Below are 24,125 nucleotides of genomic sequence, written 5' to 3' on the forward strand. Positions count from 1 at the left end.
GACTTGTCGATCGTGATCCAATATTCCCTCCATTGCTCCAAAGGGCACCGCTACGACGCCTGGTTCAGGAATGCTGCGGCATTCGATGAACAGCAGGCCCGGGGCATCGTGACCTGCGCCGTCTGCGGCGATGGTACGGTGGAGAAAGCGCTAATGGCCCCGGCTGTGGCGCGCACTGATGGCAACAGGGTTTCCCTGAGTTCGTCCAATCCCGATCTCGCAAAATTCCGCGAATTGCTGCGCGAGTATCGTCAGAAGGTCAAGAGCCAATCCGACTATGTTGGCGACCGATTTGCCGAGGAAGCGCGGAAAATCCATTTCGAGGAAGTGGAACGACGCGACATCTATGGCGAAGCCACGCGCGACGAGGTCCTGGCCCTTGCCGAAGATGGTGTCGAGTTTATGCCGCTGCCAGGCCTGCCGGACGAGCACAACTAATCCCGGGCTACCCATGCCCGGCGGGAACCTCGCGTTCCCATCCTTCCGAGCGCCACTCCCGGCGCGCAAACCGGAGATATTGCTATGACCACTCGTGATGCAGCCCTTTCGGGCACGTTCGCCATTGGCGGTGACCTTACGGTCAACCGCCTCGGTTTTGGCGCCATGCGCATTACCGGCAAGGGCATCTGGGGTCCGCCAGAGGATCCCGAAGAGGCAAAGGCGACGTTGCGCCGCCTGCCCGAGCTCAATGTCAACTTCGTCGATACGGCCGAAAGCTATGGCCCCTATGTCAGCGAAGAGCTGATCGGGGAGGTGCTGGCGCCCTATGCCAAGGGCACGATCGTCGCCACCAAGAGCGGGCTGACCCGCCATGGTCCCGATGTCTGGCCTCAGCTCGGCCGGCCTGAATTCCTGCGTCAGGGCGCCATCCAGAGCCTGCGCCGTCTCAAGGTCGATGTCATCGACCTTTGGCAGCTGCATCGCATCGACGCCAAGGTGCCGGCGCGGGAGCAGTTCGAGACCATTGCCCAGCTGCAGAAGGATGGCATCATCCGCCATGCCGGCCTCAGCGAGGTCAGCGTCGAAGAGATCAAGGAAGCCAGCAAGTATTTCAAGGTGACCACAGTCCAGAACATGTACAATCTCGTCAGCCGCAAGGCCGAGGATGTGCTGGATTACTGCGAGGCCAATGGCATCGGCTTCATTCCATGGCGTCCGATCGACGGCGGCAATCTTGAGAGCACCAGCGCCGAGTTCAAGGCGATCATGGACAGGCATGACGCTTCCGCCAGCCAGCTGGCGCTGGCCTGGATGCTGAAGCGCTCGCCGGTCATGCTGCCCATTCCGGGCACCGGCAAGGTCAAGCATCTGGAAGAAAACGTCGCCGCCGCGGCCATCGAGCTCAGCGACGACGAGTTCCAGACCCTCGACCGGATCGGCAAGCAGGGCTAGCTCGCCGCCAGACGTACTGAAGTACCCCAAGGGTCGGCAGCGATGAGGTCGCTGCCGGCCTCTGCCATGTCCACGCCCGCTTCGGCCAGCCGCTGGCGGATGGGTTCGAGCAGCGTGGCGTCATCAAACTGCAGGGTGAATTCGGCCAGCCCGGTTTTCAGCCGGTCGCGCGGCCCCGCGCCCTCGCTTTGCCAGGTATTGACCGCCACATGATGGTGGTAGCGCCCTGATGACATGAAGGCTGCGCCGTTGCGGCCGCGCACGATATCAAGCCCAAGCGCGCCATTGTAGAAGGCGGTGGCCGTTTCGATCTCGCCGGCGCGCAGATGGATATGGCCGATCCGCGTGGCTTCGGGCGCGCCGGTGAAAGTATCGACATTGGTGTTGGTGAGCTGGAACAGGCTTTCCACATCGAGCGCTTCGCTACCCATCACCACCTGGTCGCCCGCCCAGGTCCAGCTGTCCGGCGCGCGATCGGCATAGACTTCCACGCCATTGCCTTCCGGGTCGTCGAGATAGACGGCCTCGCTCACCAGATGATCGGCAAAGCCGGTCAGCGGCACATCCATCATGGCGACATGCACCAGCCAGCGCGCCAGCTCCGTGCGCGAGGGCATGAGGAAAGCCGTATGATAAAGCCCGGCCTCGCTGGGAGCGGAGAAGGGCGCTTCCGGCGCCGACAGCAGGGTCAGCAGCGTGGTGTCGCCGACGCCCAATGCCACCTCGTCGTTGCTTTCGCGCAAAACCTTGAGGCCGATGACCAGCTGATAATATTGCTTCATCAGGTCGATGTTGCGGGCGCGCAGGGTGACGTCGCGCACATGGATCGGTGCCTCGGTGGCTACGGTGACCTCGGGCGTCGGCGCCAGCAGCGCAAAGCCCTCGGCGCGCAAAGCATTGGTCAGCGCGGCGCTGGCGGTGGTCACGCCGGCGAGGCGCAGGAGGTGGCGGCGGGAAATCTTCGACATGCTGACGCTCATGCAAATGGTGTTGGCCATGGCTAACACGGGTGCGTGAGCTTGGGGCCTGACAAGCGCGTGTGCCAGTACGATCGCGCGCAAACGCAGCGTTCGCCGGGCAGGATATATCGATGTCGGGGGAGGTTAGAGTCGGTCCGATAGGGAGGGTGGAATCCCCGCTATCGAACCTGACCAGTCCAGCTGTCTTGGCAGACCGCTGGGTGGCTGGGCGGGGCTTTAGCACCGGCATTTCGGCTTGGCGACAGAAATGTCGTCATCTCGTCACAAATCTTGTCTGTTCTGAGCAGGTCTATTTCAGCGTCAACCCATTGTCCGGTCTCGTATGCCCTTATCACGCCGTCACTTTCTTGGCCTTGCGGGAGCTGCCCTTTTCACTCCGGCCCTCGCCAAGGAGAAGATATTGCACGCCTATAATATCGAGATGCTGCACCAGAGCATTGGCGAGGGCGATCCTCGCGGCGATGGCTGGGCTTTCGGCCTGCCGCCAGGCATCAGCCCGGCGCAATGGCCGCTCGATCCTAACAACGGCTATCCGCTCAATCACGGTTTCACTATCCGCCTGCCCGAGGATTATCGCGTGCATGGGCCCGATATCGTCGCGCTCAGTTTTTTCGCGGTGGCCTTCGACCACAATGACGGCATGCCGCTCACCGCGCCCAGGGTGCGAGCGTTTTTCGACGAGGTCGATCCACAAAAGCCGAGCGATCCGTTCCTTGTGCCCTTCTGGGAGGCGCGGCAGGGGGAGCATCCGCGTCTGCACCGCATGAAGGACATTCTAGATCTTGAATATGCGGTCATCCTGCTGACCGAAAAAGAGTTCAACGGGCCCTTCACCTGGCCGCCGCGCTTCGACGGCAATCCGCACCTTGTCGAGGTTCCGACGCCCGCCTGGATGGATCATGGCTCGGCTTCTGCCTTCTGGGATGCGAGCTACATCATGGGGCCGATGCCGCCGGAGGACTATTTCGTCTACAAGCAGCTGGGCGGCATTCCCGATCCTGGCCTGGCATTCAACCGCGCCATCAGGATCACGACCCGCAACGAGGATCCCAATGCCGGTGTTGCGCCGGACGAGTTTGGCGACAACGGCTACCAGCGCGAATATTACTGGGAAGGCGGCGTCGTCGAGACGGAGAATTACCGTCTGCACAAATGGGTCAAAAGCCACCTGCCCAACCATATCGGCGGCACAATGCGCCCCATCCAGGGCTTCCCCGATTTCAGCCCCTATCACTTAGGCTTTGAAGAATATTTCGGCGGCTACAACTTCGGTGGCGGCAATGCCCAGCTCGATTTTAAGGACATGAAGTTCGACTGGGCGCAGTGAGTTTATAGCGTCTGTCCGGTCACCGGGTCATCTCCGCCCACGGTGTCATCCCGGCCTTGAGCCGGGATCCATCCGCAGATGGTTGTCTTGCCGCAAGGCCGCCGTCGCTATCGCCACCACCCTGCAGCTGCGGCTTGATCTCAAGATGGGCCCCGGCTCAAGGCCGGGGTGACATCGAGTTTGAGGCGCTGCCGGAGAAAACCGAACCTAATTCCACAGCTTGTCGATGGCCTTGGTGTCGCGCACGGCACCCTTTGATGCCGAGGTCACCAGAGCGGCGTAGGCCTTGAGGGCCGTCGTCACGTTGCGCTTGCGCGGCTTGGCTGGCTTCCAGCCGAGCTTGTCCTGTTCGGCGCGGCGGGTGGCCAGTTCGGCGTCGCTGACCAGCACGTTGACGGTGCGGTTGGGGATATCGATCTCGACAATATCGCCCTCGCGCACGAGGCCGATGGCGCCGCCTTCGGCAGCTTCGGGCGATGCGTGGCCGATGGAAAGGCCCGAGGTGCCCCCGGAGAAACGGCCGTCGGTGAGGAGGGCACAGGCCTTGCCGAGGCCTTTCGACTTCAGATAGCTCGTCGGGTAGAGCATTTCCTGCATGCCTGGTCCGCCGCGCGGGCCTTCGTAGCGGATCACCAGCACGTCGCCGGCCTTGATCTCGTTGCTGAGAATGGCTTTCACCGTCGCATCCTGGCTCTCGAAGACGCGGGCCGGACCGGTGAACTTGAGGATGGATTCATCGACACCGGCGGTCTTCACGATGCAGCCGTCGAGCGCGATATTGCCCTTGAGCACTGCGAGGCCGCCGTCCTTGGAGAAGGGCGTTTCGGCCGAGCGAATGACGCCGTTCTGGCGATCGAGATCGAGTTCGGCCCAGCGGTTGGATTGGGAGAAAGCCTGGGTGGTGCGCACGCCGCCGGGGGCGGCCATGTAGAAATTGCGCACGCTTTCCGAATTGGTGCGGGAAATGTCCCACTTGTCGATGGCGTCACCCATGGTCGCGGCATGGACGGTGGGTTCGCTGCGATTGATCAGGCCGGCGCGATCGAGCTGACCCAGGATGGCGAAGATGCCGCCGGCACGGTGTACGTCTTCCATATGCACGTCATTTTTAGCGGGCGCGACCTTGGAGAGCACCGGCACCTTGAGGCTCAAGCGGTTGATGTCGTCCATGGTGAAATCGACGCCGCCTTCATAGGCAGCGGCCAGGATATGCAGCACGGTGTTGGTCGAGCCACCCATGGAAATGTCGAGCGCCATGGCGTTTTCGAAGGCGGCCTTGGTGGCGATGGAGCGTGGCAGGACCGAAGCGTCGTCCTGCTCATACCAGCGGCGGGCCAGGTCGACGATCAGATGGCCGGCTTCCTGGAACAGGCGCTTGCGGTCCGAATGGGTGGCGAGCGTGGAACCGTTGCCGGGCAGGCTCAGACCCAGCGCTTCGGTCAGGCAGTTCATCGAGTTGGCGGTGAACATGCCCGAGCAGGAGCCGCAAGTGGGGCAGGCGGCTTCTTCCACGGCCTGCACTTCCTCGTCGGTATAATGTTCGTCGGCGGCCATCACCATGGCGTCGACCAGGTCGAGGGCCTGCAGCTTGCCCTTGATCATCGCTTTGCCGGCTTCCATGGGGCCACCGGAGACAAAGACCACGGGGATGTTGAGCCGCATGGCGGCGTTGAGCATGCCGGGGGTGATCTTGTCACAATTGGAAATGCAGACCATGGCATCGGCGGTATGAGCATTGACCATATATTCCACCGAGTCCGCGATGATGTCGCGGCTGGGCAGCGAATAGAGCATGCCGTCATGGCCCATGGCGATGCCGTCATCGACCGCGATGGTGTTGAATTCCTTGGCAACGCCACCGGCCGCCTCGATCTCGCGGGCGACCAACTGGCCGAGATCTTTCAGATGCACATGGCCGGGAACGAACTGGGTGAAGCTGTTGACGACGGCGATGATGGGCTTGCCGAAATCGCCGTCCTTCATGCCCGTGGCGCGCCAGAGGCCACGCGCGCCGGCCATGTTGCGGCCATGGGTGGTGGTGCGGGAACGATATGCGGGCATGACACAATCCTCGAAGGTCTGACGCGATTAGACACGCGTTGTTTGGCCTTTCTTAGACCCATTCCAGAATCGGATCAATGCAAACCGTACCCGCGGGTACGGTTTGTTGCTGCATCGTCATCGCTGCTCGCGCGTTGGCTTGCACGGACAGAGGAGCATTTCATGGCTGAACAGCGAAATTATCGACAGGTAGGGATCGGGGAGGCCAATCTCGAAGCGGTGACGGTGGGGATCGAGAAAGGGATGGATGGCGGGCTCAAGGCCGCTGTCTGGTGGGAGGCGGTGGGCGATGTTGATGCCGACGAGGCCGAGTTTGACGATGTGCTGGCGGCGCTTGCAGCGGCCGAGGCGGCGCGGGAGTTACACGGGCTCAAGGAAGTGGTGATTGCCCTTCAGGAAGACATCACCTGGCAGGCGCAATGGGGCGCGCTCGACGTCCGCAACAAGGAGCCGATCGGCGATATCAGGCCGACCGATCTTTCGAGCGATGAAGCCTATGAGCTGGCCGCAGGGATCGAGGAGCAGCGGGACGCCTGAGACAAAAAGTCCGTGCGGCGCAGGTGCGCCACACGGACAAGGAAGGTAGTTAGGTCGAAACCACCGACCCCCAGATAAGCACAGACATGCCTCTTGCGGTGGAATTTATTGCGTAGATCGCTGAATTTCTGCGACCTGTGCGCGAGTTAGCTGCCACCAGCGATCATTGGCCGACATCATGCTGGCAATGAAATAGTCGGCGTGACGCCAGAGTTCGGGGGTCAGTTCGATGTCATTGCCACCGTTGCCATAGCGCCGCAGCAGTCCAGAACTCTCCAACGCTGCCAGCAGATTGCGAATATGGGTCCGCGAGGTGTCGATGCGTTCCGAAGCCGCCGCATAGCTCAGCGACACTCGGGAAGGATCGCCTCCGGCCAAGGCCCGCTGAAGATAAAGAAAGATGATCTTGGCCCCATCCTGCCGCATCACGAAGCCCACCAGCGGATTGACCTTGGTGTCCAGAACGTCGAAGGCCTTTTCATGCAGGTCGTTGCTGATGGCGCGGTGCACCTGGCGATGCAGGGGCTCGTGCGCAAACATTGCGTCATAGTCCCGGCTGTCGGGCCGCAACACGGCGAGCGCACGGGTATGGTTGTCGTGCCAGGCGCAATCTTCGGCAACCATGCGTTGCGTCGGTCGCACCAGGCGGACCCGCTTGTCGGCCGGTGCCACCTGCAGCTCGATCAGGCCGATCTGGCGCATGCGTGCCAGCATCTCGTCGGTGCTGCGGTCACTGGCAAGGCCGAAGTTTGCGAAGCTTTCGCGAATGCGGTTGATCGTCGGCCAGTCTTTTCGGGCCTCGCCGCGTGCCTCGTAGATGGCGATGACGAGATTGAACAGCACGAGCCCCGCAACATCCTGCATGACGCGACTTATGGCAGGGTCGGGACTGTGGCTCTGGACCAGGACCTGAATGTAACAATCACGCGCCTGAGGCCAGCGCGGATGGGCGAGGATCTGTTCTGTCGAAAGGAAGGTGATCTGCGCGAGAAGGGACGAAATGCCTGTGCCGTCACGCTCCGCTGCAGGCGCGCCCGCCTTGAATTGATCCGAAGTCATGATGTTCCGCCTGGCCCCAGTGACCAGACGGTAGCGGCGCTAAATTGGGCTGCCAATAAAGGATTTGATTGACAAAATCTCAGTTGTTTATGCTGACGATCCCCCATTGTGTCTCGGCGCAGGCCTCGTCGAGGCAGACATTGGTCATCCACAGCGCGCCATTGGCAAAGCCGACACCCTCGCCGGTGACGATCAGGTCGGCGTAATCCTGGCTGGCCAGCGCTGCCTGGATGTCGGGCGTGAGGATAGTGTCGAAATTCTCGACCAGATCCTCGGGGGTCTCGATCTCGTAGCTGACTTCAGCGCCATTGATGGCCAGGGGATAAAAGGCCAGGTCGGCAAAGGCGGTTCGGTCGTCGAACAGGAATGCATCCTGCAAGGCCCCGAAAGCCTCGCCGAACAGGTCGGAATCGCCATGAATGTTCTCGATCGAGGCCAGAACCTCTTCGCTCTGGGCCATGGCCGGCATGGTGGATGCGAAAAGGGCGACGAGGGCGATTTGGCTCAGGCGCATAATGGCTCCAGATGGCTGGTGTTGACGGCCTTTGTCAGGCTGCGGGCTTTTCCGCCATGATCATGTAGTTGATCGCCATGTCAGAAGAACGGCGCCATTCGTCGCCGATGGGATGAAACACCACGCCGGTCTCATGGATCACGCGCAGCCCGTTGCGGGTGAGCAGGGTCTTGATTTCCTCGGGCGTCAGAAACTTGTTCCAGTCATGCGTGCCCTTGGGCAGCCAGCGCAGCACCTGCTCGGCACCAAACACGGCAAAGAGCTTTGCCCGTAAGGTGCGGTTGAGCGTCGCCGTCAGCGTCAGTCCGCCAGGCCTCACGAGATCGGCGCAGCTCTTCATGTAGAGCGGCACATTGTCGACATGCTCCACCACTTCCATGTTGAGCACGAGATCGTATTTCTGGCCCTTTGCGGCCAGGGCCTCGCTGGTTGTGGCCTCATAGGCGATATCGAGGCCGGACTGTTCGGCATGGATTTTCGCGATGGCGATATTGCGCTCGGCCGCGTCGATCCCGGTCACCGTGGCGCCGAGCCGTGCCAGCGGTTCGCAGAGCAACCCGCCGCCGCAGCCGACATCGAGGATGTTCAGCCCCGCGAAGGGCCGCATGTCATTGCCGTCACGACCAAAATGGCTGAGCAAATATTCGCGGATATAGCCCAGCCGCACCGGGTTGAACTTGTGCAGCGGCTTGAACTTGCCCTTGGGGTCCCACCACTCTTCAGCCATGGCGGTAAATTTGGCCACTTCGGCGTCATTGATGGTGGTCTCGGTCATGGCTGCAGCTCCTGTTGGCCGCATATGAGCCCGATGACATGGCAGAGGCAAGGCGCGGGTGGTCGCAGCCAATGGGCAATGGTCATAGCCACTCGCTTCCCCTATGGTGCCGCCCGTCTTCTCCAGCCCGATTGCCGCCCTTGTCACCTTCTGCTCGCCTGCAAGCCGTTCTCGAATTGACCCGGGAAATCGACCTCATCGCACGTCCTGCCGATGCGGTGATTTCCGCCTGGGTGCGCTCCCGCCGCGACATTGGCGACAAGGATCGCGGTGCGATCCTCGACCTCACGCAAAGGTTGATGCGTCATCATGCGCGTTTGGGCTGGTGGCTCGACCGAGCCGGCGCCGAGGACAATGTTCGCAGTCGCCTGCTCGCCTGGTTGCGCCTCGATGGCTATGCACCAGACCGGATTTCGGGCCTGTTCAATGGCGGCGACGATGCTCCTCTTCGCCTCGACGAAAGCGAGCGCGTTTTGCTGGGCAAGTTGGATGGCGCCAATATCGTGCATGCCGACATGCCGGACGAGACCCGCGTCGAATGCCCGGATTGGGCAGCGGATGCGCTGCGCCGCCGCTTTGGCGACGATTTCCTCATGGAAATGACGGCCATGCTGACCGAACCGCCACTGGACCTGCGTGCCAACACACTTAAAACCGATCGCGATACCATGCTACGCGCTGTGCATGACCTTGGTTTCAAGGCCAAGGCCGCGTTGCTCTCGCCGCTGGGCATTCGGGTCGACGAACGGCTGTCGCTTGATCGCCTGCCCATGCTCAGGGCCGGCGAAGTCGAAATCCAGGACGAGGGCTCGCAGCTGGTCGCCATGCTGGTCGACGCCAGGCCGGGCGATCGCGTGGTCGATTTCTGCGCCGGGGCCGGGGGCAAGACCTTGGCGCTGGCCGCGCAGATGAAGAACAAGGGCCATATCGTGGCCTGCGACGTCAACGAAGGCCGTCTCAAGCGCGCGGTGGAGCGTTTCCGCAAGGCCGGCGTGCACAATGCCGAAACGCGGCTGCTGTCGAGCGAAAGCGACAAATGGGTCAAGCGGCATAAGCTCGGCTTCGATCGTGTGCTGATCGATGCCCCTTGCAGCGGTACCGGCACCTGGCGGCGCAACCCGGATGCGCGCTGGCGGCCGGAGGAAGAGCAGGGGCTCGAGGCGCTGATCGTGCTGCAGGGAAAAATCCTCACCAGCGCGGCGCGACTGGTCAAGCCCGGCGGACGGCTGGTCTATGCAACGTGTTCGCTGTTGCCGGAAGAAAACGAAGACCAGATCGCACGGTTTCTTGCGGCGCATCCGGACTATTCCGTGGTGCCGCTCTCCGAAGCCGCACCGCAAATCACCAATTCGGCGCATCCAGACCATCTGTCCCTCACGCCGGCACGGCATGGCACGGATGGCTTCTTTGCGGCGGTGCTGCAACGAAAGGCGGCCGTTGAAGGCATTTGAGACTGCCATACATTCGATGTCACCCCGGCCTTGAGCCGGGACCCATCTCGAGATGGCCGTCCTACCGCAAGGTCGCCGTGCTCTTCATCGACACCTCGCGGCTGTGCCAGAATATCGAGATGGCCCCGGCACAAGGCCGGGGTGACGCTGTGGGTGGGGAAGAGCAGGTGGGAATTCAACCCGCATACGCCCATTGATCGCGTCACCGCTTTGTCGTATCTCCCGCGCCAAGAATAGCGTACCGCCGGGTTCGGCGTGCAGTGCTTTGGATTTTCGGGGAAGCAAGTGGCCCGTATCGTCGTCAAGTTCGGTGGCACATCCGTTGCCACGGTCGAACGTATCCGCCAGGCCGCGCGCCATGTGAAGCGCGAGGTCGAAGCCGGCCATGAGGTGGCCGTCGTGGTTTCCGCCATGAGCGGCAAGACCAATGAACTGGTCGGCTGGGTCAACGAGGCCTCGGCGCTGCATGATGCGCGCGAGTATGATGCCGTGGTTGCTTCGGGCGAGCAGGTCACCGCCGGCCTGATGGCTATCGTTCTCAGTGAAATGGGCATCCAGTCGCGCTCTTTCGCCGGCTGGCAGGTGCCGATCCATACCGATGACGCGCATGGCGCGGCCCGTATCACCGGCATCGATCCGACCGAACTCGACAAGCGCATGAAGGACGGCTGGGTGCCGGTGATCACCGGCTTCCAGGGTATTTCCCCGCATGGCCGCGTCACGACGCTGGGCCGCGGTGGTTCCGATACCTCGGCGGTGGCGGTGGCGGCGGCGGTCGGTGCCGATCGCTGCGATATCTATACGGATGTGGACGGCGTTTACACGACCGACCCGCGCATCGTGCCCAAGGCGCAGCGCCTCACCAAGATTTCCTTCGAGGAAATGCTGGAAATGGCCTCTTTGGGTGCCAAGGTGCTGATGATCCGTTCGGTTGAAATGGCCATGGCGCACAAGGTGCGCCTCTTGGTACGCTCGACTTTCGATGACCCGGATGCGCCCCAGATCGGGCCGGACGGGCTGCCGGGCGTTCCCGGCACTTTGGTTTGCGATGAGGATGAGATCGTGGAAAAGCAGATCGTTTCGGGCGTGACGCTCGCCAAGGCGGAAGCCAAGATTACCCTCCGCGACGTCAAGGACAATCCGGGCGTTGCCGCAGGCGTGTTCGGTACCCTGGCCGACCAGGGCATTGTCGTCGACATGATCGTGCAGAATATTGCCGACGATGGCGCCACCACAGACATCACCTTCACGGTGCCGGACAGCGAATATGACAAGGCGATCAAGGCGCTGCAGAATGCCGGCGACAAGATCGAATATGGCCGGCTTTCCGGTTCCAAGGGCGGGGCAAAGGTGTCGGTCGTGGGCGTGGGCATGCGCAGCCATGCCGGTGTTGCCAGCTCGATGTTTAAAGCCCTGGCCGACAAGGGCATCAATATTCAACTGATCACGACTTCGGAAATCAAGACCTCGGTTCTGATTGATGAACAATATGCCGAGCTTGCGGTTCGCGCTCTGCACACCTATTACGGTTTGGACAAGAAGGACGCCTGATCTCCCGCCACGGAGATTGAGCCGCGTCCATTGCAGGGGGGCGGCTGTGCGGGCCGTCTAGGGGTTAGATGGGAACGACCATAGGCGGCCCGAGGGTGCTGCTGCGGCAATTGCGCGAGACAATGGCGGAGCAGCTGGCTTCGCAGGCGCGGCTCGACAAGATCGTTTCTCTCATCGCCGAGAATATGCGGGCTGATGTCTGCTCCTTCTATGTGCTGCGCGACGACGGCGCGCTGGAGCTGTTTGCCTCCAAGGGCCTGGCCGCCGAATCGGTGCATATGACCACGCTTCGCCTTGGCGAGGGCCTTGTGGGCCTCATCGCGGCGGAAGCCGAACCCCTCAGCCTCGACGATGCGCCCAGCCATCCCGGCTTTGCCTATCGGCCAGAAACCGGCGAGGACAAATATAATTCATTCCTTGGCGTGCCGGTGCTGCGGGCCGGGCAAACGCTGGGCGTTCTGGTGGTGCAGAATGCCGACCATCGCCATTATGGCGAGGACGAGACCGAGGCGATGCTGACTACGGCCACAATCCTGGCCGAGATGATCGCCACCTCGGATTTCGACAACCTGATCAAGCCGGGGTCCGATATCGATCTCAGGCGTCCCCGCATGTTTAATGGCGTAAGTTTTACCGACGGCATTGCGCTGGGCACGGTGGTTCTGCACGATCCGCGCGTCGTCGTGTCCAACTTCATCGCCGAGGATACTGACGCCGAAAAGGTGCGGCTCGAATCGGCGCTGGAAAAGATGCGCGTCTCGATCGACGCCATGCTCGACCACGGCGACATGGCCGGCGGCAGCGATCACCGCGAAATCCTCGAAACCTATCGCATGTTCGCCAATGACCGGGGCTGGGTACACCGCCTCAGCGAGGCGATCGACAATGGTCTTTCGGCAGAAGCCGCCGTCGAGCGCGTGCAGAACGATACGCGCGCGCGCATGCTGCGCCAGACCGATCCCTATATCCGCGACCGGCTGCATGATCTCGACGACCTGGCCAACCGCCTGCTGCGCGTGTTGACCGGCGATGGCCTGGCGCTGGGCAAGAAGAATCTGCCCGACAATGCGATCCTTGTGGCCCGTAACATGGGCCCGGCGGAGCTGCTCGAATATGACCGCACCAAGCTGCGCGGCGTGGTGCTGGAAGAAGGCGGCACGACCGCCCATGTCGCCATTGTCGCGCGGTCGCTGGGCATGGTGGCGGTCGGGCAGGCGCAGTCGATCGTCTCGATGTGCGAAAGCGGCGACGACATCATTCTCGATGGTCCGGCCGGGATCGTACACCTGCGCCCGACGCCCGATATCGAACAGACCTATGTCGACAAGGTGCGCGTCACGGCCAAGCGGCGCGCGCATTATGCCGCGCTCAAGGACAAGCCTTCCATCACCACCGATGGCGTGGCGATCACCCTGTTGCACAATTCGGGCCTCGTGGCCGACCTGCCGATGCTCGACGATACCGGGGCATCTGGCGTCGGCCTGTTCCGCACCGAATTGCAGTTCATGATCGCGTCCAAACTGCCCCGTCTCGAAGAACAGCGCGAGCTTTATGCCGAGGCCATGGCGATTGCCGGGGAACGCCCGGTGGTGTTCCGTCTGCTCGATATCGGCGGCGACAAGGTTTTGCCCTACCAGCGCTCGATGACCGAGGAAAATCCGGCCATGGGATTTCGGTCGATCCGGCTGGGCCTCGAGCGTCCGGGCCTGTTGCGCACGCAGGTGCGCGCGCTGCTGCTGGCGGCCGATGGACGGCCGCTGAAGATCCTCGTGCCCATGGTCACCGAGACCTTCGAATTCATGCAGGCAAAACTGGTCGTGCAGAAGGAAGTCGAACGGCTCAAGCGTCAGGGCAAGGCGATCCCGAGCCGGCTTGAGCTCGGCGTCATGGTGGAAGTGCCCTCCCTGCTGTTCGAACTCGACCAGCTCCTGCCCGAGGCGGACTTCGTTTCCATCGGCTCTAATGATCTCGTGCAGTTCCTGACCGCGTCCGACCGCGCCAATCCGCGCGTGGCCAAGAATTACGACCCCATCGGCATGCCGCGCCTGCGGGCCATCCGCATGGTGGTCGATGCCGCGCGCCGCTACAATATCCCGATCACCATGTGCGGCGAACTGGCCGGCAAGCCTCTTGAGGCTCTAGCCCTCATGTCGATCGGCATGACGCGGCTCTCCATGGGCCCGGCGTCGATCGGGCCGATCAAGGAGCTGGTGCTCAATCTTGATCTCAAGCCCATCCAGATGTCGGTCAATGCGGCGCTCAGCGACGGGGCCGACGGGGTCACCATCCGGCAGCTGCTGCAGGAATGGATCGAAAAGCAGAATCTGCCGGTTTAGCGAGCACGCTTGATGTTGGGCGCCGTGGCCTTTACACGCCACGGATCGATATATGAGCGCTTGGCGCGAAAGACGAATTCAATGGCATCTCTACCCCAGGACAAGCTCGACGCGCTCGAAACGCGCTTCCAATATGTCGAGGCATCCCTGTCAGGCGGTGCAGGTCCGGACGAATTCGTCAAATTCTCCAAGGAACATGCCGAACTCGCCCCGATCGTCGGCGAGATCCGCGCCTATAACAAGGCGCTGAGCGATCGCGACGAGGCCGAGGCGCTGCTCAAGAGCGGCGACAAGGACATGGCCGAAATGGCCGAAGCCGAGATCGAAGAGCTCGACGGAAAGATCGAGACGCTGTTCCAGTCCATCCGCATTCTCCTCCTGCCCAAGGACGAGGCCGACGAAAAGTCGATCATCCTCGAAATCCGCGGCGGCACGGGTGGCGACGAGGCGGCGCTGTTCGCCGGTGATCTCTTCCGCATGTACGAGCGCTATGCCCAGAACCATGGCTGGAAGGTCACGGTGATGGAGGAAAGCCCGGGCGAAATGGGCGGCTTCAAGGAAATCATCGCCAATGTCTCAGGCAAGGGCGTCTATGCGCGGATGAAGTTCGAATCGGGCGTGCATCGCGTGCAGCGCGTGCCGGCGACCGAAGGCTCGGGGCGTATCCATACCTCCGCTGCCACCGTCGCCGTGCTGCCGGAAGTCGAAGACATCGATATCGAAATCCGCAACGAGGATATCCGCATCGATACGATGCGCGCCTCGGGCGCCGGTGGCCAGCACGTCAACACCACCGACTCGGCGGTCCGCATCACCCATATCCCCACCGGCATTGTCGTCACCTCGGCGATGAAGAGCCAGCACCAGAACCGCGCCCAGGCCATGGTCGTGCTGCGCTCGCGCCTCTATGAAATGCAGCGCGAAGAACGTGACTCGGCCCGCTCCGCCGAGCGCAAGGGGCAGGTGGGTTCGGGCGATCGTTCCGAGCGCATCCGCACCTATAATTTCCCGCAAGGCCGCGTCACCGATCACCGCATCAACCTGACGCTCTACAAGCTCGACAAGGTCATCACCGGCGAAGCGCTGGATGAGTTGATCGAAGCGCTGATCACCACGAGCCAGGCCGAACAGCTCGCGGCGATGGAAATGCCGAACTGAGCGACACTCCCGCCATCGGCGCGCTGTGGCGCGGCTGGCGCGATGTGCTGAGCCGGCTGGGCTTTGCCAGTGCGGCGCTTGATGCAAAATTGCTGACCGGCCATGCGCTTGGCTACTCCACCCTCGATCTGGCCCTGCGCGAGAACGAGCCTGTCGATGAGGCCGCAGCAGCTCTCGTCGCCGAGCTCATCCGCCGCCGCATGACCGGCGAATCCGTCGCCCGCATCATCGGACACCGGGAATTCTACGGCCTCGATTTCCTTCTCAACGCAGCGACCCTCGAGCCGCGCCCGGAAACGGAAATGCTGGTCGACCTGGGCCTCGGCGCTTTGCCCGCAGGCGGGCGGCTGCTCGATCTGGGCACCGGCACAGGCTGCATTCCCATTGCCATACTCGCCAACCAGCCCGATGCCTCGGGGATTGCTGTTGACCTCAGTGTCGTGGCCCTCGACGCGGCCCAAGCCAATGCGAAACAGCATGGTCTGGGCAACCGCCTTGCCTTGCGCCCCGGCTCATGGTTCGAACCGCTCGAACCGGGCCAAAAGTTCGATCTCATCACCTCCAACCCGCCCTATATCACCTCCGCCGTCGTCGAGACGCTGGAGCCCGAGGTCAGGGATTTCGACCCCCGACTGGCGCTGGATGGCGGCCCCGATGGCCTCGCGCCCTATCGCATCATTGCGCGCGAGGCTGGCGCCTTCCTCAAGCCCAATGGGCACCTGCTGCTCGAGATCGGCTACGATCAGGGCGCGGCCGTCAGTGCGCTTCTGCTCGAGGCCGGTTTCGAGGATGTAACGGTGCATCGCGATCTGGCGGGGCTTGATCGTGTGGTCGCGGCGCACCACATTTAGCGTCAAATGAAGAGGCCCCGCGGGGTCCGCTACAATTAGTGCTTCCCAATAGAGCGCGAACCTTGTAGTTTGCTTGCAGCTGTCAACGGCGCTTCATGAGCGCCACGGCGACTAGCCATCCGACATATCCATCGGCTGCAAGGCGCAGCGCGGTTCTCGCAGAGGCGGGAACGACGCGGGATGGGTTCGGAACGCCGTCAGACGGTTCGGTCTTCATGAAGCCAAGTTAGACCCGGTTTGCGAAAGCCACGATGGCTTTCATCCCGGAATGGCCCGACCAGGCAGGGTGCCGGTCCGCCAGCAGTGTGACGCTTATTTTTCTAGAGTTAGATAAAGCGACCAGATGAGACCCAATAACCAGAATAACAAGAATCGGCAGCGCGGCCGCAATGGTGGCCGCAAGCACGTCAATCCGCTGTCCCGCAATTTCGAGAGCAACGGCCCGGACGTGAAGGTGCGCGGCAATGCCGCCCATATCGCCGAGAAATATCTGCAGCTCGCCCGCGACGCCCAGTCGAGCGGCGACTCGGTGATGGCCGAGAATTACCTGCAGCATGCCGAGCATTATTTCCGCATCGTTTCGAGCGCCCAGCAGGCCCAAAATGGCCAGCGTCCGGACGGTCAGGATGATGATTTCGACGATGATATGCCGGATATGAATTCGCGCTTCGCATCGCCCCAGCCGCAGCAGCAGCCGCAGTATCAGCCCGCTGAAGGCGAGGAGCAGCCCGCCGCCGAGGGTGGCGAGCAGCCAAGCCAGCAGCAGGGCGAACAGCGTCCGCGCCAGGAAGGCGAGCGTCCGCCGCGCGGTGATCGTCGTGATCGCAATCGCAATCGCGAGCGCTTCCGCCCCGAAGGCGAAGTGCAGCAGCTCCCGGTTCCGACCGCCGCTGCCGAGCAGCCCGTCATTGCCGATGCTCCAGTCGAAGCTGCGGCACCCGCCGCTCCGGTCGAGGCAGCTGTTGAAGGTGAAGACAGGGCTGCAAAGCCGCGCGAACGCCGTCCGCGCCGTCGCCGTCCGGCCGCCGGTGAAGGCGACCTCGCCAACAGCGACCAGCCTGACGTTGGTGGCCTGCCGGCCTTCCTGACCGGCGGCGCGACCAACGCAGCCGAGTAAGCTGTGTGAGAATTGAAAAAGGCCGGGCAGCAATGCCCGGCCTTTTTGTTTTCAGATCGGCGCCACCTCGCGCGTGGTGCCCATGGCGTATCTGGCGAGGATTGTATCGAGCCAGAGGCCTGGTGTGCCCTTGGGTCGCTGATGCGGGGCGAAAGGCAGCATGACCGCGTCGAGCGCTTCCATCGTGTCGAGCAGAGTGAGGCGATCCTCCGCAGACAGGAGGCTTTTGCGGCCTTCCTCAGTGAGATGGAGAATGCCGGCGCGGCGGCAAGTCTTGGTCACGACATGATGGCCATCCCAGATGCGCAGGCAAACGCCATAGCCGCCGTCCAGCCAGTCGTTCAATTCGGCAATGCCGACGGAGTCGATCTGCGTATCGTCCGGTTCGCCGTTGCGGAAGGCCTGCGGATAGCCGAGACTGGCATAGGGGTCGGCCAACAGGGCTTGGCGGAAATCGCTCAGGAATTTTGCCTGAAACTGGCGGGCTGCGTATTCCGGGTCGAGGCTGGCCGCACGGCGGATCCACCATGCCGCAGCCGGATGATACCAGTGCTGCGCCTCTCCTTCGGCTGGCCCATTGTGCTCACCGCCGATCGGACTGCTGAACGTGCCATTGGGCCAGATGGAATAGATCGGACCCGGAATGGCGCGGGCGGCAATCAGCGCCCGTATCCGGTCTGCGTCCGTTCCGGCAAGTTCGGCAAGTTCGTTGAGCCGCACGAAATACCGCTCGACATAAAGCTGCAATTGTTCGGTTTCGGTCATGCTTACCCCCCGGCGCCGATCCTAATCCACGGACCGGGCTGTGCAAGTCTGCCGGTCTCCCTCTTTCTTCCGAAAATATCCTCACCATATATGACGCGTGATGGAGCAGCGCCGAATGTCGGGCGTTCCATCTCACGACGCTTCGCCGCGTGTTTCGGTGCCTTCGGGGCCGGGCAGCGGGCAGAATTGGAGAGTTGAATGAATATCGAAAAATACACCGAACGCGCCCGCGGCTTCATCCAGAGCGCGCAGACCAGCGCACTGGGCAAGGGCCACCAGCAGTTCGCGCCTATCCATCTGCTCAAGGTTCTGATCGACGACGACCAGGGCATGGCCAATGGGTTGATCGAGCGCGCCGGCGGCGATGCCAAGGCCGTTCGGGCAGGCGTCGAAGCCGCTCTCGGCAAAATCCCATCCGTCTCCGGCGATGCCGGTCAGCTTTATCTCAGCCGCGAGTTGGCGCGCGTCTTCGACACGGCCGAAAGCGCCGCGCAGAAGGGTGGCGATAGTTATGTCACCGTCGAGCGCCTGCTGCTGGCGCTGGTCGTCGAAAAGGACAATGACGCTGGCAAGATCCTCAGCTCGGCCGGCGTCACGCCGCAAGGGTTGAACTCTGCCATCGAGGCCATCCGCAAGGGCCGCAATGCCGACTCGGCGACCGCCGAGAACAGCTATGACGCGCTCAAGAAATATGCCCGCGACCTGACCCAGGACGTTCGCGAGGGCAAGCTCGACCCGGTGATCGGCCGCGACGAGGAAATCCGCCGCACCATCCAGGTGCTGAGCCGCCGCACCAAGAACAATCCAGTTCTCATCGGCGAACCGGGCGTCGGCAAGACCGCCATCGCCGAGGGCCTTGCCATCCGCATCGTCAATGGTGACGTGCCGGAATCTCTCAAGAACAAGAGCCTGCTCTCGCTCGACATGGGCGCGCTGATTGCCGGCGCGAAATATCGTGGTGAATTCGAGGAGCGCCTCAAGTCGGTCCTCAGTGAAGTCACGTCCTCGGACGGGCAGATCATCCTCTTCATCGACGAAATGCATACGCTGGTTGGCGCCGGCAAGGCGGATGGGGCGATGGACGCCTCAAACCTGCTCAAGCCCGCTTTGGCCCGCGGCGAGCTGCATTGCGTCGGCGCCACCACGCTCGATGAATATCGCAAGCATGTGGAGAAGGACCCGGCCCTGGCCCGTCGCTTCCAGCCGGTCTTCGTCGACGAGCCGACCGTGGAAGACACGATCTCGATCCTGCGCGGGCTCAAGGAAAAATACGAGCTGCACCACGGCATCCGCATTTCCGACTCTGCCCTGGTCAGCGCGGCTACGCTTTCCAACCGCTACATCACCGATCGCTTCTTGCCCGACAAGGCCATCGATCTGATGGACGAGGCGGCCGCGCGCCTGCGCATGGCCGTCGATTCCAAGCCCGAAGCCCTCGATGAACTCGATCGCCGCATCATGCAGCTCAAGATCGAGCGCGAGGCTTTGCGCAAGGAAGACGACGACGGCTCGCGCACGCGGCTCGATCGCCTGGAAAATGAGCTGGCCACGCTCGAAGAGCAGGCCCAGGTCATGTCTTCCAAGTGGCTGGCCGAAAAGGAGCGCCTGCAGGGCAGCCAAAAGCTCAAGGAAGCGCTGGACGGCGCCCGTTCGCAGCTCGAAATCGCGCAGCGCCAGGGTGATCTGGCCAAGGCCGGCGAGCTGGCCTATGGCGTTATCCCCGATCTCGAAAAGCGCATCCAGTCAGCCGAAGCCAGCAATGGCACTTCCAACGATCCGCTGATGGCCGCTGAAGTGGTCACGCCCAGCGATATCGCCCAGGTCGTGTCGCGCTGGACTGGTATCCCGGTCGATCGCATGCTGGAAGGCGAGCGCGAAAAGCTGCTGCATATGGAGGCTTCGCTCGGCGCCCGCGTCATTGGTCAGGCCGAAGCCGTGGCCGCCGTGGCGAAGGCCGTGCGCCGCTCGCGGGCGGGCCTCCAGGATCCGAACGGGCCGATCGGCTCGTTCATGTTCCTCGGGCCAACCGGCGTTGGCAAGACCGAGCTGACCAAGTCGCTGGCGCAATTCCTCTTCGATGACGAGACCGCCATGGTGCGCCTCGACATGTCCGAATTCATGGAAAAACATTCGGTGGCCCGGCTGATCGGCGCTCCTCCGGGCTATGTTGGCTATGACGAAGGTGGCGTGCTGACAGAAGCGGTGCGGCGCCGGCCCTATCAGGTTGTCCTCTTCGACGAGATCGAAAAGGCGCATCCCGATGTGTTCAATGTCCTTCTCCAGGTGCTCGACGACGGTCGCCTGACGGACGGGCAGGGCCGCACGGTTGATTTCCGCAACACGGTGATCATCCTGACCTCCAACCTTGGCGCCGAATATCTCGTCGACCTCAAGGATGGGGAATCGGTCGAACTGGTGCGCGGCAAGGTGCTCGATACGGTGAAATCGGCCTTCCGGCCGGAGTTCCTGAACCGTATCGATGAAATCCTGCTGTTCCATCGCCTCGGGCGCGAACACATGGGTTCCATCGTCGATATCCAGTTCAGCCGCCTCGAAAAGCTGCTCAAGGATCGCGACATTGTCCTCGAGCTCACCCCACGCGCCCGCGAGTGGCTGGCCAATGAGGGCTACGATCCAGCCTATGGCGCCCGCCCGCTCAAGCGCGTCATCCAGCGCTCGGTGCAGGATGGCCTCGCTGAGGAAATCCTGGGTGGCCGCGTCAGCGACGGTTCTCGTGTGGTGGTCGATGCCAACGACGACGGCATAGTCCTGCTGCCGGGCGGCAGCGGCGAGGCGGATGCCGCTGCTTAGTCAAACTTACTCAAGGGGCCGGTCGAAAGATTGGCCCTTTTGCATTGCCGGCTTCGGTCACATGAGATAGAACGTAACAAGAACATTCGAGGGGCGCGGCATGGCTGACAAGATCGACTATATCGAATTTCCATCCACCAACCGGGTGCAGAGCAGCGCCTTCTTTCAGGCGGCTTTTGGCTGGGGCGTGGTCAGCTATGGTCCCGACTACGACGCCCTTACCGATGCCGGCATTGATGGCGGGATCGATCAGGCTCCCGAGAAGGTCGCGGCCACCATGGCGATCATCCGCACCACAGATCTCGACGATGCCGAGCGCCGGGTCATAACAGCCGGCGGCAGCATCACCCGGCCCCAGTTCGATTTTCCCGGCGGCCGACGCTTCCATTTCCGCGAGCCGGGCGGAAACGAGATGGCGGTCTATATTTCGAGGGAATAGTCTGCGCGTACCCATCAGCCGGATCGCCCCATGCCCCAGAATATCGCCGCCCCCGACAGCCGTCGCTTTGTCCTCGTGGCGGCGATCCTTGCATCGAGCATGGGCTTCATCGATGGTTCGGTGATTTCCATCGCCATTCCGGCCATCCGTGCCGATCTCGGCGCGACGCTGGGCGATGCGCAATGGATCAGCAATGGGTATCTGCTATTCCTGTCCGCACTGATCCTGCTTGGAGGCGCGGCAGGGGATCGCTTCGGTCTGCGCAAGGTATTTGGCCTAGGCATTGTGGTTTTTGTTGCAGCCTCGTTGGTCTGTGCCATTGCCCCAGCGCCGCTGATCCTCATCATTGCCCGCGCGGTCCAGGGCATGGGCGCGGCCTTCATGGTGCCCGGCAGTCTGGCCATCATCGCCAAAGCCTATCCGCGCGAGGAGCGCGGAAAAGCCATCGGCATCTGGGCCGCAGCCTCCTCGCTCACCTCCATTGCCGGTCCGATCATCGGGGGGTTCCTCCTGACCGCCCTGGGGGACTGGAGCTGGCGGCTGGTCTTTGCCGTCAACCTGCCCCTCGGCCTGATTGCGCTCGCGTTGCTCTGGTTCAAGGTTGCGCCCGACCAGCCCGAAGCGGGCAGGCGGCTCGACGTCGTCGGGGCCACTCTTGCAACGTTCGCCCTGATGCTGATCGCCTATGGCCTCACCGGCGATGGCAGTGAAAGCGTCCCGCCCCTGTCGCACACGATCCTTTGGTGCGGAGCGGGGCTGGTGCTCACCGCAGGGTTTCTGTTCTGGGAACATCGCAGCAAAGCGCCGATGTTGCCGCTGCGTCTTTTTGCCAGCCGCGGTTTCTCCGGCGCCAATGGTCTGACCTTTGCGCTTTATTTCGCTCTGGGCGGCACCATGTTCTTCCTGCCCATGACCATGATCGGCGGCTGGGGCGAAACGCCGGCCACGGTGTCGCTCGCTCTCCTGCCCATGGGCATTCTGCTCACCGCGCTCTCTTCCTTCAGCGGCGCCTGGTCTGATCGCTTCGGTCCTGGGCCGTTGATCGCCCTGGGCTCGCTGATCGTCGCTTTGGCTTTCACCCTGCTGGGGCTGACCGCGCCACTGCACAATGTCTGGGGTGCCGTCCTGCCCTCGATCGCGCTGCTGGGCCTGGGTATGGGGCTGGTGGTATCGCCGCTGTCGACGGCAGTCATGACGTCGGTCGACGATAGCGAAACCGGCATCGCCTCGGGCGTCAACAATGCAGTGGCGCGCGTTGCCGGTCTCTTTGCCGTCGCCTTTCTTGGCGCGGTGGTGGCGCAGGTGTTCGAACAGGGGCTGGGCGAACTGGCCGAGCTCTCGATCTTTTTCGGTATCCCGGCGGCAGGGCTCAGCCAACCGCAAGAAGTCGTCAAGCTTGCTGCGACCGATTCCGCCTTTGCCGTTGTCTGCTACATCACCGCCGGATTGAGCCTGGTGTCAGCCGCCGTGGCCTGGTTCACGCTCGATCGCAAGGCGGCTTCATAAGCGGACATCCCCGCCGCAGCGGGGATGAGATATTCAATTGGTCGAGGCGACTGATACCGGGGCAGGCTCGCGGGTCATCAGATCGTTGATCTGGGCCATGGTCTGCGCGAACTTGGCCTCATACTGTTGCGGCAACACATTATCCTTGGGCAGCTTGACGCTCAGCGGATCGACCAAGTTGCCATTGATCTTGATCTCGAAATGCAGATGCGGGCCGGTCGACTGGCCGGTCGAGCCGACATAACCGATCAGCTGGCCCTGCCGGACATGGCTGCCGACTTCGAGGCCATCGGCATAGCGGGACATATGCCCATAGGCGGTCTCATAGCCATTGACGTGCTTGATCTCGACCTTGTTGCCATAGCCGGACTGCCATTTGTAATATTCGATCACCCCATCACCGGCCGCATAGATCGGCGTACCCGAGCGGGCAGCGAGGTCGACGCCCGTATGGAGCCGTCGCGTATGGAAAATCGGGTGGACGCGATAGCCGAAGCGCGAGCGCAGGGTGCCGCCGCCTTCGAGTGGACGACGATTGAGGAAGCGCTTGCCGGTCTCGCCATCGGGATCATAAAAATCGATCACGCCGTCATCGGTGGCAAAGCGGTAGAGCTGGCGCGTCGTGCTGCCCAGGGTCAAGGCCACATACAGCAGGTCCTGGCGCCCCTCGGCATCGGGTTCGGATTCAAGGATTTCGATCGCGTCGCCGGCGGTGATCTTCTTGGTCATGTCAACATCATAGGCAAACATGCCGATGATGCGCTCGATGGTTTCGTCGTCGAGATCGTGCTTGCGGCCGGTTTCCCAGATCGAACGATAGACCGTGGGCAGGTTGGCGACATTGACCTCTTCGGTGTCTTCCTCGGGGAAGGTGATTTCGGCCGGCGCGAGGCCCAGCACATATTGGCCCTTGTCGGTCAGGGCCACCGTGGCGCGATGCACATCCACATTGCTGGCATTGTCATGCAGATAGATGCTGAGCCGATAGGGGATCAGCGTATTGGACGTGCGCGACGGCCCGAACAGGATACGCAGCCGGGCGCCGGTCGGCAGGTCGGTCGAAGGAAAGACATTCTGCAGCGTGGTATCGATCGCCCGGATCATCGCATCGGTAAAACCATTGCGGCGCATGGCGTCATTGAGCGGGGTGCGCTCGCGCATGGTCAGGATACGCTCCGACCGGCCAAGTTCGGCATCGGCCACCTGCGTCGTCTTGGGGACGACGGTCACATTCTCGGCGACGCCACCCAATGTATCGCCGCCCGGCTGCAGGCCCAGGTCGCGCACCGCCGGTGCGATGGAGGCATAGGCCAGGGTCGGCGGCATTTCGTCATCGGAAAAGAATGTCGCCTCGACAGCGCTGCGTACATATTCGGCCGCCGACTGATCGGAAATGCTGCGCTGCGGCACAAAACTCTCCGGCATGGCCGCCAGCTTGACCGCCACCTCGCCTTCGACCTCGGCGCCATAGACATCGGTATTGATGTCCATATTG

The 24,125-nt window shown here is 62.4% G+C and carries 20 protein-coding genes (1 of these 20 running past the window's edge); 13 read left to right on the forward strand and 7 right to left on the reverse strand.

The window, feature by feature from the left end; genetic code table 11:
• Positions 1-12 precede the first annotated feature (12 nt).
• Together P0Y65_21200 and P0Y65_21205 are read left to right on the forward strand one after the other, a co-directional pair.
• Positions 13-438 carry a DUF1178 family protein gene (locus P0Y65_21200; protein WEK04658.1) on the forward strand — a complete coding sequence of 142 codons (426 nt, stop codon included), beginning with the start codon at positions 13-15 and terminating at the stop codon, positions 436-438.
• A gap of 84 nt (positions 439-522) precedes the next feature.
• Entirely contained in the window at positions 523-1,392 is an 870-nt protein-coding gene (locus P0Y65_21205; GenBank protein ID WEK04659.1) for an aldo/keto reductase, read from the forward strand.
• Here P0Y65_21205 and P0Y65_21210 read toward each other — a convergent pair.
• Positions 1,389-2,360 (reverse strand): VOC family protein, encoded by a 972-nt coding sequence (locus tag P0Y65_21210; GenBank protein ID WEK04660.1) that lies wholly within the window; start codon positions 2,358-2,360, stop codon positions 1,389-1,391. The two genes, P0Y65_21205 and P0Y65_21210, sit on opposite strands and share 4 nt — an antisense overlap.
• A 412-nt stretch (positions 2,361-2,772) precedes the next feature.
• On the opposite strand from P0Y65_21210, the gene P0Y65_21215 reads away from it, so the two are divergent.
• The gene (locus tag P0Y65_21215) at positions 2,773-3,699 is read left to right on the forward strand and encodes a hypothetical protein (GenBank protein ID WEK04661.1); all 927 of its coding nucleotides are present in this window, start codon (positions 2,773-2,775) and stop codon (positions 3,697-3,699) included.
• Between the two features lie 207 nt (positions 3,700-3,906).
• Here P0Y65_21215 and ilvD read toward each other — a convergent pair whose 3' ends face one another.
• On the reverse strand, positions 3,907-5,760 hold the full coding sequence (ilvD, locus tag P0Y65_21220) for a dihydroxy-acid dehydratase (protein WEK04662.1): 1,854 nt from the start codon (positions 5,758-5,760) through the stop codon (positions 3,907-3,909).
• Between the two features lie 162 nt (positions 5,761-5,922).
• On the opposite strand from ilvD, the gene P0Y65_21225 reads away from it, so the two are divergent.
• Entirely contained in the window at positions 5,923-6,297 is a 375-nt protein-coding gene (locus P0Y65_21225; GenBank protein WEK04663.1) for a hypothetical protein, read from the forward strand.
• Positions 6,298-6,402: 105 nt separating this feature from the next.
• Here P0Y65_21225 and P0Y65_21230 read toward each other — a convergent pair whose 3' ends face one another.
• The 3 genes from P0Y65_21230 to ubiG all read right to left on the reverse strand — a co-directional run bounded on the left by P0Y65_21230 (position 6,403) and on the right by ubiG (position 8,645).
• Entirely contained in the window at positions 6,403-7,356 is a 954-nt protein-coding gene (locus P0Y65_21230) for a hypothetical protein (protein ID WEK04664.1), read from the reverse strand.
• A 79-nt stretch (positions 7,357-7,435) separates the two neighbouring features.
• Positions 7,436-7,870, reverse strand: a complete 435-nt coding sequence (locus P0Y65_21235) for a hypothetical protein (GenBank protein WEK04665.1) — start codon at positions 7,868-7,870, stop codon at positions 7,436-7,438.
• 34 nt (positions 7,871-7,904) lie between these two features.
• Positions 7,905-8,645 carry a bifunctional 2-polyprenyl-6-hydroxyphenol methylase/3-demethylubiquinol 3-O-methyltransferase UbiG gene (ubiG, locus tag P0Y65_21240; GenBank protein WEK04666.1) on the reverse strand — a complete coding sequence of 247 codons (741 nt, stop codon included), beginning with the start codon at positions 8,643-8,645 and terminating at the stop codon, positions 7,905-7,907.
• Between the two features lie 176 nt (positions 8,646-8,821).
• Between ubiG and P0Y65_21245 the strand changes: the two genes are divergently transcribed.
• The 6 genes from P0Y65_21245 (at position 8,822) to P0Y65_21270 (ending at position 17,109) form a co-directional block, all read left to right on the forward strand.
• Positions 8,822-10,096: an RsmB/NOP family class I SAM-dependent RNA methyltransferase gene (locus P0Y65_21245; GenBank protein ID WEK04667.1), complete on the forward strand. Its 1,275-nt coding sequence runs from the start codon at positions 8,822-8,824 to the stop codon at positions 10,094-10,096.
• A 285-nt stretch (positions 10,097-10,381) separates the two neighbouring features.
• Positions 10,382-11,647, forward strand: a complete 1,266-nt coding sequence (locus tag P0Y65_21250; GenBank protein WEK04668.1) for an aspartate kinase — start codon at positions 10,382-10,384, stop codon at positions 11,645-11,647.
• Between the two features lie 68 nt (positions 11,648-11,715).
• Positions 11,716-13,983, forward strand: coding sequence for a phosphoenolpyruvate--protein phosphotransferase (ptsP, locus tag P0Y65_21255; GenBank protein WEK04669.1), 2,268 nt, complete (start codon positions 11,716-11,718; stop codon positions 13,981-13,983).
• Between the two features lie 81 nt (positions 13,984-14,064).
• Positions 14,065-15,141: a peptide chain release factor 1 gene (gene prfA / locus P0Y65_21260; protein WEK04670.1), complete on the forward strand. Its 1,077-nt coding sequence runs from the start codon at positions 14,065-14,067 to the stop codon at positions 15,139-15,141.
• Between the two features lie 44 nt (positions 15,142-15,185).
• Positions 15,186-15,992 (forward strand): peptide chain release factor N(5)-glutamine methyltransferase, encoded by an 807-nt coding sequence (gene prmC / locus P0Y65_21265; GenBank protein ID WEK04671.1) that lies wholly within the window; start codon positions 15,186-15,188, stop codon positions 15,990-15,992.
• Positions 15,993-16,335: 343 nt separating this feature from the next.
• On the forward strand, positions 16,336-17,109 hold the full coding sequence (locus tag P0Y65_21270) for a DUF4167 domain-containing protein (protein ID WEK04672.1): 774 nt from the start codon (positions 16,336-16,338) through the stop codon (positions 17,107-17,109).
• A gap of 51 nt (positions 17,110-17,160) precedes the next feature.
• Here the strand turns inward: P0Y65_21270 and P0Y65_21275 are convergent, their stop codons facing one another.
• A complete protein-coding gene (locus tag P0Y65_21275) occupies positions 17,161-17,874 on the reverse strand; it encodes a DUF6058 family natural product biosynthesis protein (protein ID WEK04673.1) in 714 nt (237 codons plus the stop codon).
• Between the two features lie 198 nt (positions 17,875-18,072).
• Here P0Y65_21275 and clpB point away from each other — a divergent pair, with 198 nt between their 5' ends.
• The 3 genes from clpB to P0Y65_21290 all read left to right on the forward strand — a co-directional run bounded on the left by clpB (position 18,073) and on the right by P0Y65_21290 (position 22,630).
• Complete coding sequence (gene clpB, locus P0Y65_21280) at positions 18,073-20,685, forward strand: ATP-dependent chaperone ClpB (GenBank protein WEK04674.1); 2,613 nt, start codon at positions 18,073-18,075, stop codon at positions 20,683-20,685.
• A 100-nt stretch (positions 20,686-20,785) separates the two neighbouring features.
• Positions 20,786-21,124, forward strand: coding sequence for a VOC family protein (locus P0Y65_21285; protein WEK04675.1), 339 nt, complete (start codon positions 20,786-20,788; stop codon positions 21,122-21,124).
• Positions 21,125-21,154: 30 nt separating this feature from the next.
• Positions 21,155-22,630 carry an MFS transporter gene (locus P0Y65_21290; GenBank protein WEK04676.1) on the forward strand — a complete coding sequence of 492 codons (1,476 nt, stop codon included), beginning with the start codon at positions 21,155-21,157 and terminating at the stop codon, positions 22,628-22,630.
• Positions 22,631-22,663: 33 nt separating this feature from the next.
• On the opposite strand, the gene P0Y65_21295 is transcribed toward P0Y65_21290, so the two are convergent.
• Positions 22,664-24,125, reverse strand: partial view of a M23 family metallopeptidase gene (locus tag P0Y65_21295; protein ID WEK04677.1) — the 3' portion only. Its footprint extends 512 nt past the window's final position; the window shows 1,462 of its 1,974 coding nt (coding positions 513-1,974); its start codon lies off the right edge, out of view — the gene reads right to left on this strand; it ends in the stop codon at positions 22,664-22,666.

Origin of the sequence: Candidatus Devosia phytovorans (assembly GCA_029202405.1) — a bacterium.
In the GTDB taxonomy this organism is placed as follows: Bacteria; Pseudomonadota; Alphaproteobacteria; order Rhizobiales; family Devosiaceae; genus Devosia; species Devosia phytovorans.

What these genes read in the sequence shown, in the direction of transcription:
- P0Y65_21205 (WEK04659.1), top strand. Translation starts at nt 523, where the DNA reads ATGACCACTCGTGATGCAGCCCTTTCGGGCACGTTCGCCATTGGCGGT.
- P0Y65_21210 (WEK04660.1), bottom strand. Translation starts at nt 2,360, where the DNA reads ATGTCGAAGATTTCCCGCCGCCACCTCCTGCGCCTCGCCGGCGTGACC.
- ilvD (WEK04662.1), bottom strand. Translation starts at nt 5,760, where the DNA reads ATGCCCGCATATCGTTCCCGCACCACCACCCATGGCCGCAACATGGCC.
- P0Y65_21225 (WEK04663.1), top strand. Translation starts at nt 5,923, where the DNA reads ATGGCTGAACAGCGAAATTATCGACAGGTAGGGATCGGGGAGGCCAAT.
- P0Y65_21230 (WEK04664.1), bottom strand. Translation starts at nt 7,356, where the DNA reads ATGACTTCGGATCAATTCAAGGCGGGCGCGCCTGCAGCGGAGCGTGAC.
- P0Y65_21235 (WEK04665.1), bottom strand. Translation starts at nt 7,870, where the DNA reads ATGCGCCTGAGCCAAATCGCCCTCGTCGCCCTTTTCGCATCCACCATG.
- ubiG (WEK04666.1), bottom strand. Translation starts at nt 8,645, where the DNA reads ATGACCGAGACCACCATCAATGACGCCGAAGTGGCCAAATTTACCGCC.
- ptsP (WEK04669.1), top strand. Translation starts at nt 11,716, where the DNA reads ATGGGAACGACCATAGGCGGCCCGAGGGTGCTGCTGCGGCAATTGCGC.
- prfA (WEK04670.1), top strand. Translation starts at nt 14,065, where the DNA reads ATGGCATCTCTACCCCAGGACAAGCTCGACGCGCTCGAAACGCGCTTC.
- P0Y65_21270 (WEK04672.1), top strand. Translation starts at nt 16,336, where the DNA reads ATGAGACCCAATAACCAGAATAACAAGAATCGGCAGCGCGGCCGCAAT.
- P0Y65_21275 (WEK04673.1), bottom strand. Translation starts at nt 17,874, where the DNA reads ATGACCGAAACCGAACAATTGCAGCTTTATGTCGAGCGGTATTTCGTG.
- clpB (WEK04674.1), top strand. Translation starts at nt 18,073, where the DNA reads ATGAATATCGAAAAATACACCGAACGCGCCCGCGGCTTCATCCAGAGC.
- P0Y65_21285 (WEK04675.1), top strand. Translation starts at nt 20,786, where the DNA reads ATGGCTGACAAGATCGACTATATCGAATTTCCATCCACCAACCGGGTG.
- P0Y65_21290 (WEK04676.1), top strand. Translation starts at nt 21,155, where the DNA reads ATGCCCCAGAATATCGCCGCCCCCGACAGCCGTCGCTTTGTCCTCGTG.